6 protein-coding genes and 4 pseudogenes are annotated in these 12,471 nt (G+C 75.1%); 9 read left to right on the top strand and 1 reads right to left on the bottom strand.

Translation table 11 applies throughout. The features are described from left to right. Positions 1-132 precede the first annotated feature (132 nt). From ACEXOX_RS20410 to ACEXOX_RS20390, 5 genes and pseudogenes are all read left to right on the top strand, one after another. Positions 133-2,184 (top strand): annotated as a pseudogene (locus tag ACEXOX_RS20410) (N-6 DNA methylase). 120 nt (positions 2,185-2,304) lie between these two features. Continuing rightward, complete coding sequence (locus ACEXOX_RS20405) at positions 2,305-3,027, top strand: hypothetical protein (RefSeq protein WP_406522347.1); 723 nt, start codon at positions 2,305-2,307, stop codon at positions 3,025-3,027. Then, a pseudogene (locus ACEXOX_RS20400) lies at positions 3,024-4,699 on the top strand (protein kinase domain-containing protein). The gene ACEXOX_RS20405 and the pseudogene ACEXOX_RS20400 overlap by 4 nt, the downstream one beginning before the upstream one ends. Positions 4,700-4,901: 202 nt before the next feature. After that, positions 4,902-5,545 (top strand): annotated as a pseudogene (locus ACEXOX_RS20395) (SurA N-terminal domain-containing protein). 64 nt (positions 5,546-5,609) lie between these two features. Beyond that, complete coding sequence (locus tag ACEXOX_RS20390) at positions 5,610-6,620, top strand: nucleoside triphosphate pyrophosphohydrolase (RefSeq protein WP_406522345.1); 1,011 nt, start codon at positions 5,610-5,612, stop codon at positions 6,618-6,620. Here ACEXOX_RS20390 and ACEXOX_RS20385 read toward each other — a convergent pair. Beyond that, positions 6,566-7,831, bottom strand: coding sequence for an MFS transporter (locus ACEXOX_RS20385; protein WP_406522343.1), 1,266 nt, complete (start codon positions 7,829-7,831; stop codon positions 6,566-6,568). The genes ACEXOX_RS20390 and ACEXOX_RS20385 overlap by 55 nt on opposite strands. Before the next feature lie 161 nt (positions 7,832-7,992). Between ACEXOX_RS20385 and ACEXOX_RS20380 the strand changes: the two are divergent. The 4 genes and pseudogenes from ACEXOX_RS20380 to ACEXOX_RS20365 form a co-directional block, all read left to right on the top strand. Continuing rightward, positions 7,993-8,867, top strand: a pseudogene (locus ACEXOX_RS20380) (LysR family transcriptional regulator); the annotation flags it as partial. 276 nt (positions 8,868-9,143) lie between these two features. Next, a complete protein-coding gene (locus ACEXOX_RS20375) occupies positions 9,144-9,542 on the top strand; it encodes a DUF6479 family protein (RefSeq protein WP_238783358.1) in 399 nt (132 codons plus the stop codon). Between the two features lie 117 nt (positions 9,543-9,659). Beyond that, the gene (locus tag ACEXOX_RS20370; protein WP_406526407.1) at positions 9,660-10,925 is read left to right on the top strand and encodes a cytochrome P450; all 1,266 of its coding nucleotides are present in this window, start codon (positions 9,660-9,662) and stop codon (positions 10,923-10,925) included. Positions 10,926-11,262: 337 nt separating this feature from the next. After that, on the top strand, positions 11,263-12,297 hold the full coding sequence (locus tag ACEXOX_RS20365) for a transglycosylase family protein (RefSeq protein ID WP_406522341.1): 1,035 nt from the start codon (positions 11,263-11,265) through the stop codon (positions 12,295-12,297). Positions 12,298-12,471: the final 174 nt, after the last annotated feature.

The raw sequence follows: 12,471 nt of genomic DNA, 5'->3' as shown, positions 1-12,471 counted from the left end.
CGTGTTCCTGGGTATGCTCGGCGACACAGGCAGGTGAAGGGCGAGCGGACGGGAGCCAGCCAGGTGCCGGACAGAGCAGCAGCGACATGGAACGGTCCGGCCGACGGCCCGGAACCCGCGCCCGTGACCGAGGTGACCGCCGCCGGCATCGCCCGGCTGGCCGGCGTCGGCCGCGCCGCGGTCAGCAACTGGCGCCGCCGGCACACCGGCTTCCCCGGCCCGTCGGCGGTACGGAGACCAGCCCCACCTTCGCCCTCGCCGACGTCGAGCACTGGCTGCGCGCCCAGGGCAAACTCGCCGAGGTGCCGCTGCGCGAACGGGTCTGGCAGCAGCTCGTCTCCCACCCGGACGGCGCCGCCACCGCCCTGCGGCACGCCGGCGCCGTCCTGCTGTTCGTCCGCGACCGGCCCGCCGCCTGGCGCCGCCTGAACGAGGCCGCCGACGACACCGAACTGGCCGGCCTGCTGCCCGCCCCCTCGCCTCGGTGCTCGCCGCCCACCTGGGCCGCCACCACCCCGTGCACGGCCTGACCCGCGACGCCCTCCTGCCCTCCGCCGCCCTCGTGCGGGCCACCGCGGAACTCGCCGCCGGCGAGGACGGCGCCGTACCGGCCTTCGAGTTCCTCCTGGGCCGTCACCTGGACGCCAACCCCCGGCAGTACACCCTCACCCCGCCCGGCCCGGCCGCCCTGATGGCCGCGCTGGCCGGCCCGGCCCGTACCGTCCTGGACCCGGCGAGCGGCACCGGCAGCCTCCTGGACGCGGCCGCCGACGCCGCCGAGGACACCGCGGAGCTGTACGGGCAGGAGGCCGACCCGGACCTGGCCGCGCTCACCGCGCTGCGCCTGGCCCTGCACGCCCCCGCAGCACAGGTGCGCGTGCACGCCGCCGACACCCTGCGCGCCGACGCCTTCCCCCAGCTCGCCGCCGACGCCGTCCTCGCCCACCCGCCGTTCAACGAACGCAACTGGGGCCACGACGAACTGGCCTACGACCCGCGCTGGGAGTACGGCTTCCCGGCCCGTACGGAATCCGAACTGGCCTGGGTGCAGCACGCGCTGGCCCGGCTGCGCGAGGGCGGCACCGCCGTCCTGCTGATGCCGCCCGCCGCCGCGTCCCGCCGCTCCGGCCGCCGCATCCGCGCCGACCTGCTGCGCCGCGGTGCCCTGCGCGCCGTGATCGCCCTGCCGGCCGGGGCGGCACCGCCGTACGGCATCCCGCTGCACCTGTGGGTCCTGCGCAAGCCGGGTGCCGCCGCCCAGCCCTCGCCGCACCTCCTCGTCGTCGACACCGCGGCCCTCGCCGCGGGCGGCGCCCCCGGCCGGGACAAGCCCGACTGGCAGGCCGTACGGACCACCGCGCTGGAGGCGTGGGAAGCGTTCGACCGGGACGGCGGGGTCGAGGAACGGCCCGGCGTACGGCGCACCCTGGCCGCCATCGACCTGCTCGGCGACGACGTGGACCTGGCCCCGGCCCGCCACCTGCCGCCCCCTCGGCCGCCGGGGGCCTCGCCGAACTGGCCACCGTCCGGGAGCGGCTGGCCACCACCCTGTCCCGTACGGCCGAGCTGACCCCGGACGCGGCGGGCGGCCCCGACACCGCGCCCGCCCGCTGGCCGCTGACCACCGTCGGGGAACTCGCCCGCGCCGGTGCCCTCGTGCTGCGCGCCGGCGGCCCCGGCACCGCGACCGCGGACACCGCGCCCGCCGTCCTCACCGAGCACGACGTCATCGGCGGCACGGCACCCAGCGGCGCGCTGCCCGAGAGCGGCGGGCCCGCCGAGGAGCCCGTCCTCGTGGCGGCCGGGGACGTCGTGGTGCCCGTCCTGGGCGGCGGCGCCGTCGCCCGCGTCGTCGGCGAGGACACCGCGGGCGCCGCCCTCGGCCGCAACCTCTTCCTCCTGCGGCCCGACCCGGCCGCCCTCGACCCGTGGTTCCTCGCCGGGTTCCTGCGCGGCACCGCCAACACCCGGCAGGCCAGCAGCTACGCGTCCACCGCCACCCGCCTGGACGTCCGCCGCCTCCAGCTCCCGCGGCTGCCGCTGGCCGACCAGCTCCGCTACGGCCGGCGCTTCCGTGAACTGGCCGCCTTCGAGGAGACCCTGCGCCTCGCCGCCCGGCTGGGCGAACAGCTCGTGCAGGGGCTCCACGACGGTCTGACGGACGGTTCGGTGACACCCGGCTGATTTCCTACAACCCCGGCGGCCTCAGCGGTGTCGTATATACGCTCGATCGCACCCGGCCGAGCATGTCCCGGCAACCGCACCCACCGCCCCACGCCGGGCCTCGATCCGTCAGGAGCAGTCATGCACGGCCCCGCCCCGGCAGCACCGCCGCACCGTCCCGCGCCGCACCGTCCCGCGCCGCACCGGACGGCCGTCCTGCTGCGGGTGGTCTTCGTGGCACTGGCCGTGCTCAGCCTCGGCTTCCTGGCCTGGGTGACGCTGCTGCGCGCCGCGCTCGTGCAGCGCCGTCCGCTGGGCTGGTGGGTGTTCGGCGCGGACCTGGCCCTCGTCCTCGCCGCGATCGTGGTCGCCGGCGGCCACGACGAGAACTCCTGGCAGTCGAACGCCAGTGCGGCGCTGATCCTCCTTCAGATGGCCGGGGTCGTCGTGTACTACCTCGTCGTCGACGGGCGCGCGCAGCGCGGCACGGCCGAGTGGCCGCAGTACGGGACGGCGGGCGCGGGGAGCGGCTACGGCGCGACCGGAGCGGGGTACGGCCATCCGGGGCCGGAGGGCACCGGGTACGGCTATCCGGGGCCGGACGGTGCCGGGTACGGCTACCCCGGGCCGGGCGCCGCAGGCTACGGCTACCCCGGACCGGCCCAGGCTCCGGCCCCCGCGCAGGCCCCCGTTCCGGCCCCCGCACCGCCCGCCCCGAACCCGTACGCCGGACCCCAGCTGCCGCCTCAGCAGCCCCGCGCCACCCCCGCCGCCCCCTACGCGTCCCAGCCCCAGCGCATCGACCGCGTGCGCGCCGAACTGGACGAGCTGAGCAACTACCTCCGCAAGGAGGAGGGCCGTTGAACGGACGCGTCGTCGCCGAGCGTTACGAACTGTCCGCGCTGCTCGGCCAAGGCGGCATGGGCCAGGTCTGGATCGCCTACGACCGCCGCCTGGACCGCCGCGTCGGCGTCAAACTGCTGCGCCCCGACCGGGTGTCCGGCACCCCTGACGCGGAGGAGATGCGCCGCCGCTTCGTCCGCGAGTGCCGCGTCACCGCGCAGGTCGACCACCCCGGTCTGGTCACCGTCCACGACGCGGGCAGCGACGGCGACGACCTCTTCCTCGTCATGCAGTACGTCGAGGGCGCGGACCTCGCCGACCACCTGGCCGAGCACGAGCCGTACCCTGGCCGTGGGCGGTCAGCGTGGCGGCGCAGCTGTGCGCCGTGCTGGCGTCCGTGCACGCCGTGCCGATCATCCACCGCGACCTGAAGCCGCGGAACGTGATGGTCAAGCCGGACGGCACCCTCACCGTCCTCGACCTCGGCATCGCCGCCGCCCTGGACACCGACACCACCCGCCTGACCAGCACCGGATCGCCCATCGGCAGCCCCGCCTACATGGCGCCCGAGCAGGCGATGGGCGGCTCGGTCGGTCCGTACACGGATCTGTACGCGCTCGGTGTGCTGCTGCACGAGCTGCTCAGCGGCGAGGTGCCGTTCGCCGGTTCCACGGCGCTGGGCGTGCTGCACCGCCACCTGTACGAGCCGCCCGTACCGGTGCGCCGCCTCCGGCCGGACGTGCCCGAGCAGCTGGAGGCGCTGGTCCTGCGGCTGCTCGGCAAGGACCCGCAGGAGCGCCCCGCCGACGCGCAGGAGGTCTACCAGGCGCTGGTGCCGCTGCTGCCCACCGCGGCCCAAGGCCGGGCCGGTACGGGCACGGGCGCGCCGATGGACCCGACCCGCCCGTTCCTGCACCCGCACGCGCCGTGGCCCGCCCGCGCGGCAGCGCCCCCGGCCCCGCAGCCGGTCGTGGCCGCGCCCGCCGTACCGCGGCAGCCGGCCGCGGCGCCCGCGGCCGGCTACGCCCCGCCGCCCCCGTACCCGCCCGTGGGCACCGACCCGCGGACGTCCATAGGAACCGGCGGCTTCCGGCCCCAGGGAGCCGCCGACCTCCGGACCTCCGGCACCGGCGGCCCCGACGTCGCCGCGGCCGTGGACGAGGTCAAACGCCTCCTGGACCAGGGCCGCATCACCCACGCCGTGGACATCCTCGGCGGCATCCTGCCGGCCGCCGCCGCCCGGCACGGCGCCCACTCACCGGTCGTACGGACCCTGCGCAAGCAGTACGCGGCCACCCTCATGGACGACGGCCAGTACCGCCGGGCCCTGCCGGAACTGCGCACACTGGCCGAGGAGTTCGGCCGGGACACCGGCCCCGGATCGGCCCGGCAGGCGCTCCAGTTCCACTACGAGGCCGCGCAGTGCCTGGAGCAACTGGGCGAGGTGACCCAGGCGCTGGGCGAGTACCGCGCCCTGCTGCCGCACTTCGAGCGCTACCCGGACGACCCCATGAGGCCCCTGGAGATCCGGCGTTCCATCGGCCACCTCCTGCTCGCCCTCGGAGAACGCGGCGCCGCCCAGGAAACCCTCTCCCGCCTCCTGCACGACGCGGAACGCCTGCACGGCCCGCACGGCGCCTTCCCGGCGGAGGTCCGCCGCACCCTGTACTGGCTGGGGCAGGTACGCGGCTGACGCCGTGGGCGGCGGGGCAGGCACCGGGGGAGAACCGGAAGAGAAACCGCCTTCCGGGCAACTCGTTGGTCGAATCAGTGGCCCGGGCCCCGCGGACTCTTTAGCATCGGCATCGATCAACACCAGGTTTGCCGGGTCGGAAGAGCCGCACGTCGCACGTCGCCGCACCGCTGTCGCATGTCGCACCCTGCCAGGAGGCTTGATGTTCCGCCGTAGGACCGCGCTTCCCGTTTCCGCCGCTGCCGCCCTGTTGGCCGCCCCGCTGCTCACGGCCTGCGGCACGGAGGCGCATCCCGGCGCCGCGGCCGTGGTGGACGGGCAGCGGATCAGTGTCTCGCAGCTCCAGTCGCGGGTACGGGACGTACGCGCCGCCCAGGAGAAGTCCCCGCAGGCCGCCCAACTGGTGGAGAACACCGGGAAGCTGAGCCCCGCCACCCTCAACGGCATGATCTTCGACCGGGTGCTGGAGCGTGGCGCGAAGGACGCCGGGGTCACCGTCTCCCGGCGCGACGTGCAGCAGTGGCGCGCGGCGGCCGAGCGCAGCGCGGGGGCGCGGACCGGCTGAAGGAGATGTGGCTCCAGCAGGCCATCGCGCCCGGCGAGATCGACGCGGTGGTCCGCAACCAGCTGCTGCTGGACGGCGTCGCCAAGAGCATCGGCGCCGACCGCGGGCAGCCGCAGGGCCAGCAGCGGCTCGCCGAGTCGCTCGCCGGGACGTCCCGGAAGATGCGCATCGACGTCAATCCGCGCTTCGGGAAGTGGGACGACAGCCAGGTCGTCCTCGGCGGGACGAAGGAGCCGTGGGTCAAGGACGTGACGGGCGCGCAACAGCAGCAGCAGACCTGAGAGCCGGTGCCATGACCCCGGCCGGGGGCGCGGCGCAGGCGAGGCCGTGCGTTACGTTCGTCGGGTGAACGCTGACGCCACCGACGCCCCCGGCACTCCGCAGACCCCCGCCCCCGGCCGCCTGGTCCTGCTCACGACCAGCCACCGGGTCGCACCCGGCCTGCTGTCCTGGCCCGCGTGGCAGACGCTGCGCGCCGCCGACCTCGTGCTGAGCGCCGACGCCGCCCACCCGCAGCTGCCGTATCTGCGCGAGGCGGGCGTCGAGGTCGGTACGGAGGTGCCGGGCGCCCGTGAGCTGGTGGAGTTCTGCCGGGCCGGGGACCGTACGGCGGTCGTGATCACCTCGGCCGACGGCGACTCGGAGCTGACCGACGGCCTGGCCCGGATGGCGGGCTCCGGCCGGGAGACCATGCCGGACCTGGAGCTGCTGCCGGGCTCGTACGACCTGCCGGGCGCCCGCCTGCTCGACCTCGTCCAGGTCATGGACCGGATCCGCCGCGGCTGCCCGTGGAGCGGGGTGCGCACGCACCAGGACCTGGCGAAGTACGGCATCGAGGAGATGTACGAGCTGGTCGAGGCCATCGAGGACGGGGACCGGGAGGCGGTGCGCGAGGAGCTGGGCGACGTACTCCTCCAGGTCGTCTTCCACGCCCGGATCGCGCAGGACGACCCGGACGAGCCGTTCTCCGTCGACGACGTGGCGGGCACGATCGTGGAGAAGCTGATCCACCGCCACCCGCACATCTTCGGCGAGGACGAGGCGCACACCCCCGAGGACGTCAAGGCCCACTGGACGCGGACGAAGGCGGCCGAGAAGCAGCGCGCCTCGGTCACCGAAGGCATTCCGGTCGGCCAGCCCGCCCTGGCGCTGGCCGGCAAGCTGGCCTCGCGGGCGCGCGCGGCCGGTATCGACGCCCTCCCGGCGGGCGAGGGGTTCGGGTACGAGCTGCTCGCGCTCGCCGTACGGGCCGAAGCCGCCGGCACGGACCCGGAGACAGCGCTGCGCGCCGCCGCCCGAACCTACCGGGACGCGATCCGGTCCGCCGAGGAGGCGGCCTCCGGCGCCACGGGCTGAGCCCCGGGCCGCCGGCCGCGGTGGCGCAGCCGTTCGGCCGTCCAGACGGCGGCCACGGCCGCGCCCAGCACCGCGCCCACGCCGCACACCCCGCCCCAGCCGGCCGCGCCCCACACCGCCGAGGTGAGCGCCGAGCCGGCCGCGCCGCCGACGAAGTAACTGGTCATGTAGGCCGAGTTGAGACGGTTACGGGCCTCCGGGCGCACCGCGTAGACCAGGTTCTGGTTGCTGATGTGCACCGCCTGCACCGCCGCGTCCAGGACGACCACCCCGGCCAGCAGGGCCACCAGCGGCCAGACGCCGCCCGCGCCCCCGGTCGCCAGCAGCGCCCAGGAGCCGAGCAGCAGGAACGCGCCCGCACCGGTGACCCGGTGGGCCAGCCCCCGGTCGGCCAGCCGTCCGGCGGCCGAGGCGGACAGCGATCCGGCCGCGCCCACCAGGCCCAGCAGCCCGATCGCCGACTCCGACCAGCCGTAGGAGGGGCCGGACATCAGGAAGGCCATCGCCGTCCACAGCACACTGAACGCGGCGAAGGACAGCGCGCCCAGCGCTGCCCGCCAGCGCAGCACCGGTTCCTGTACGAAGAGGGCGAGCGTGGAGCGGATCAGCGCGGGGTAGCGCAGTCCGGCGCCGGTGTGCAGCGCGGGCAGCCGTAGCCGTAGCAGTACGGCCATCAGCAGCATCAGGCCCGCGTTGACCCAGTAGACGGTGCGCCAGCCGCCGAGGTCGGCCAGCAGTCCGGCAGCCGTACGGGCCAGCAGGATGCCCAGCAGCAGCCCGGTCATGACGGTGCCGACCGTACGGCCGCGTTCGGCGGGCGGCGCGAGGGAGGCCGCGTACGGGACGACGACCTGGGCGGCGACGGAGGTCAGACCGGTCAGGGCGGTGCCGATCAGCAGCAGCGTCCCGTTGGGCGCGCTCGCCGTCACGGTCAGGAAGACCGCGGTGGCCGCGGTCAGGCCCACCGCCAGCCGCCGCCGTTCCAGCAGGTCGCCGAGCGGCACGAGGAACAGCAGCCCGAGCCCGTAGCCGACCTGCGCGACGGTCACCACCAGCGCGGTGGCGGCCGCCCCCAGGTGGAGGTCGCGGCCTATGACGTCCAGCAGCGGCTGGGCGAAGTAGTTGCCCGCCACCGACAGGCCGGTCGCCACGGACATCAGCAGCAGCGTGCCGCGCCCCAGCCCGGGATGCCCCTCTACCTGGGAAGCCATCAGGTCCCTTTCCGTACGACGCGCCGCCCTGACGGTGGCGCTCGGGCTCTCAGCTTCCGCCGCGCCGGGCGATGAGTCCAACACATGGTTTTCATCGCATCCATCGTGAAACGCGATCGACGCGCCCCGACGGACGTCTCCGCCTGGCTACGCTCGCCGCCATGGAGCTGCAACAGATGCGGTACGTCGTCGCGGTCGCCGAGACCGGCGGCTTCACCCGCGCCGCCGAACGCTGCCACGTCGTGCAGTCCGCGCTCAGCCACCAGATCGCCCGCCTGGAGAAGGAGCTGGGCGCCCGGCTCTTCCACCGGACCAGCCGCAGCGTGCGGCTGACGGCCGCGGGGAGGCGTTCGTGCCGGTCGCCCGGCAGGCGCTGGAGGCGGCCGAGCGGGCCCGCGCCGAGGTGGAGGCGGCGGTCGGGGAGGTACGCGGCCGCCTCGCCGTGGGCGCGATCTCCACCGTCGCGGCCGTCGACCTGGCCCGCGAGCTGGGCGCCTACCGCGCCCGCTACCCGCAGGTGCGCATCAGCCTGCGCATGGAGATGAGCGAACAGCTCATCGACCAGGTCCGGCAGGGCGCGCTGGACGTCGCCTTCGTCGGTCTGGTGCCCGGCGCCCGCAGTCCGGGCGTACGGGAGCGGGCCCTGGCCCACGGCGAGCTGGTCGCCGTCGTACCGCCCGGCCACCCGCTGGCGGGCCGGGAGTGGACGGACCTGCGGCGGCTGGCCCAGGAGACCTTCGTGGACTTCACGGCCGGGTCGGCGGCGCGGCGCCAGCGGGACGACGCGTTCCGCGCGGCGGGCCTGACGACCGAGGTGGCCTTCGAGGTGACCACCGTGGAGTTCCTGGCCAAGCTGGTCCGCGCCGGGCTCGGCATCGGCATGGTGCCGCTGGCGTTCGCCGCGGAACTGACCGGGCTGAGCGTGGTGCGCGTCCCGGACGCGCCCGCCCGGGTCGAACGCGTCGTGTGGAGCGCGCGCGGGCCCTCCCCGGCGGCCGCGGCCTTCCTGGAGGCGCTGGGGGTGGACCCCTCCGAGCCGGACTCGGGCCCCGGTGTACGCGGGCCGGGTTCGGGCTCCGATGTACGCGGGACGGACCCGGGTACCGCCGTACGCGATCCGGGCCCGGGCTCCGTCGTACGCGATCCGGGCCCGGGCTCCGCCGTACCTGATCCCGGACCGGACTCCGCCGTACGGGGGACATGAGCCCGCGCCGTAAGCCGGTGACCAGGGGGTTCGCTCGGCCGCCGGTCGCCGGGCCGGGGGCAGTGGCCGCCCGCGCATCGTCCCCGTCCACCCGGGTACCCGGGTCCAATGACAGCAACGATCGCTTCGACCACACCGGCCCAGGACGTGACCTCCGTCCAGCAGGCCGTGGACCTCACGCGGGACATGGTCGTCGGCACCGGTCCGCTGATCGCCGGGATCGTCATCGTCGCGGGACTGATCCTCGCCGTGGTCTACGGCAGGCGCCGCCGGGACCGCGAGCCCGACCCGCCCGAGCCGGAGACCCAGCCGACGCCGCCCAAGAACCCGACCGGGTACGAGAGCGAGCTGCGCGACCCGAACGAGGTGCCGCGCGACGGCGACCACCGGCTGACCCCGCACGAACTGCCGGACTACGGCAACGCCCCCACCCGGCACGGCGACGACCAGGACCGGGAGCGCAAGCGCTGGCAGGACGGGCACAGCGGGTCCTTCGGCGGGGGTTAACGTCGAGGGGTGCGACCGCAGACCCCTTTCCCCGCCGATTCTCCCGCCGATCCCTTTGCCGGTCTCCCCGCCGGCGAGCGGCCCGCCGACCCCTCCGGGGCCGGGCCCGCCTGCCCCGTGACCGGCCAAGCGGCCGCCCCCGCCTGCCCGGAACTGTTCACGTGGGAGTTCGCCTCCGACCCGTACCCGGCGTACGCCTGGCTGCGCGAGCACGCGCCCGTGCACCGTACGCGGCTGCCCAGCGGCGTCGAGGCCTGGCTGGTGACCCGGTACACCGACGCGCGGCAGGCACTCGCCGACACCCGGCTGTCGAAGAACCCGGTGCACCACAGCGAGGCCGCGCACGGCAAGGGCAAGGTCGGCATCCCCGGCGAGCGCGGCGCGAACCTGATGACGCACCTGCTCAACATCGACCCACCGGACCACACCCGGCTGCGCCGGCTGGTCTCCAAGGCGTTCACCCCGCGCCGTATCGCCCGGTTCGCGCCGCGCGTACAGGAACTGACGGACGCCTTCATCGACTCCTTCGCGGAGCGCGGCGAGGCCGACCTGATCCACGAGTTCGCCTTCCCGCTGCCCATCTACGCCATCTGCGACCTGCTCGGTGTCCCGCGCGAGGACCAGGACGACTTCCGGGACTGGGCGGGGATGATGATCCGGCACGGGGGCGGGCCGCGCGGCGGCGTCGCCCGGTCGGTGAAGAAGATGCGCGGCTACCTCGCCGAGCTGATCCACCGCAAGCGCGAGTCGCTCGGCGACGAGGGGACCGACGACCTGATCTCCGGCCTGATCCGCGCCTCCGACCACGGCGAGCACCTCACCGAGAACGAGGCCGCCGCGATGGCCTTCATCCTGCTGTTCGCCGGCTTCGAGACCACCGTCAACCTCATCGGCAACGGCGTGTACCAGCTGCTGCGCCACCCCGAGCAGCGCCGGCTGCTCCAGCAGGCCGCCGCCGAGGGCGACGAGGAACTGCTCGCCACCGGCGTCGAGGAGCTGCTGCGCTACGACGGCCCGGTCGAGCTGGCCACCTGGCGCTTCGCCACCCGGGACCTCACCCTCGGCGGGCAGCGGATCGCCGAGGGCGACCCGGTCCTGGTCGTCCTGGCCGCCGCCGACCGCGATCCCGAGCGCTTCCCGGGGCCGGACGTCCTGGACCTGTCCCGCCGCGACAACCAGCACCTCGGATACGGCCACGGCGTCCACTACTGCCTGGGCGCGCCGCTGGCCCGCCTCGAAGGCCGGACCGCGATAGCCACCCTGCTGACCCGGCTGCCGGACCTCCGGCTCGGCGCCGACCCGGACGAGCTGCGCTGGCGCGGCGGGCTGATCATGCGGGGGCTGCGGGCCCTGCCGGTGGAGTTCACACCCGTACAAAGGTGACGCCGAGTCCGTACGAAGGCGACTCCGCACCCGTACAAAGGTGACTCTGCACACCCGTACGAAGGCGACACCGCGCCCTGCCACAGGGGATGCCGAGTCCCTGCCGAAGGGGACGCCGCGCCCGTACGCGCGGTTCCGCGTGCCCGACCGTACATGACATCACGTCGGGCCGTGACCTGAGCGTGATCTCCGCTACACCGGCTTGTGACGGACGGGCCGCACCGCTACTTTCAACCGTTTGAAAGGCCGGGGCGGGCGGCGCGGCAGCGCACGGGCCACGCAGCCGACGGCGCCGGCCTCTCGACGACAACTCAACCGCCGCTCGAAAGGCAACCGCATGCGCTCCGGGAACGGTCGTCACCGACGCCCCCGCCAGGCTCCGGCCATCTTCGTCACGGCGGGAGTCGCCGGCGGCGCCCTCGCCATGCCCCTGCTCGCCGCGAGCAGCGCCAACGCCGCCGACGCGGCCACCTGGGACCGCGTCGCGCAGTGCGAGAGCAGCGGGGTGTGGAGCGCCGACGGCGGCAACGGGTTCTACGGCGGGCTCCAGCTCACCCAGGAGATGTGGGACCGCTACGGCGGCCCGTCCTACGCCTCGCGCCCCGACCTGGCCAGCCGCTCGCAGCAGATGGCCGTCGCCGAGTCGATCCTCGCCGCGCGCGGCCCCGACGCCTGGCCGAGCTGCGCGGTGAACGCGGGGCTCAAGCGGGGCGGCAGCGGGCCGGACGTCGACCCGGGCGGTACGGCGACGCCGTCCCCCGAGCCCTCCTCGCCGTCCCCGTCCACCCCGACGCCCTCCACCAAGCCGTCCAAGCCGTCCGGGACGCCGGAGGCCGGCGGGACGCGCACCCCGGAGCCGAAGCCGTCGCCCACCGGCCCGGCCGGCACCCCGGACCCGTCCCGTACGCCGGACCCGTCCGGCACGGGCCGTACGCAGGACCCGTCGCGCCCCGCCGACCCGGCCACCCCGGGCGACGGCGCCTCCACGGGCCCCACCACGCCCCCGTCGCAGGGCAAGCACCGCGGCCGGCCCGCGGAGCGGCCCGGCACGGGTGCGGACGCGGGCACGGGCACGGGCACGGGCACGGGCACGGACGCGGGTACGGGTACCGGTACGGGCGCGGGCTCCGGTGACGCGGGCCGGTCCGGCGGGGGACACCCCTCGCGGGGCGGCGACGCGCACCGCACGGACCCGGGCGCGCCAGGTGACTACACCGTGCGGCCCGGTGACAACCTGTCAGCCATCGCGGAGGGCCGCGGAGTCTCCGGGGGCTGGCCGGCGCTCTACGAGGCCAACAAAGGTGTCATCGGGGGCGATCCGGACCTTATCCACCCTGGTCAGCGCCTTGAGCTCGGTGACCAACAGGGATAGTTCGCAGTCATTTGCCCGCTTTGGTGAAAGTGAGACATGGATCTCGTTCGGGACCGCGGTGACCGTCCCGCCCGTTGTTTCCAAACCTGCGGCGACCTGCGGAAATGTGATGATCCTGTGATGTCTGGGGGTCAACTGGCCTCAGATGTAGGGGTTTGAACCCGCGGGGTGTTC

This window comes from Streptomyces sp. Ac-502, from assembly GCF_045222935.1.
Taxonomy (GTDB): domain Bacteria; phylum Actinomycetota; class Actinomycetes; order Streptomycetales; family Streptomycetaceae; genus Streptomyces; species Streptomyces monomycini.
This window is presented reverse-complemented; position numbering and strand designations above follow the sequence as displayed.

Excerpts from the sequence above, each read along its gene's own strand:
- ACEXOX_RS20405 (WP_406522347.1), top strand. The coding sequence starts at position 2,305 with ATGCACGGCCCCGCCCCGGCAGCACCGCCGCACCGTCCCGCGCCGCAC.
- ACEXOX_RS20375 (WP_238783358.1), top strand. The coding sequence starts at position 9,144 with ATGACAGCAACGATCGCTTCGACCACACCGGCCCAGGACGTGACCTCC.
- ACEXOX_RS20365 (WP_406522341.1), top strand. The coding sequence starts at position 11,263 with ATGCGCTCCGGGAACGGTCGTCACCGACGCCCCCGCCAGGCTCCGGCC.
- ACEXOX_RS20385 (WP_406522343.1), bottom strand. The coding sequence starts at position 7,831 with ATGGCTTCCCAGGTAGAGGGGCATCCCGGGCTGGGGCGCGGCACGCTG.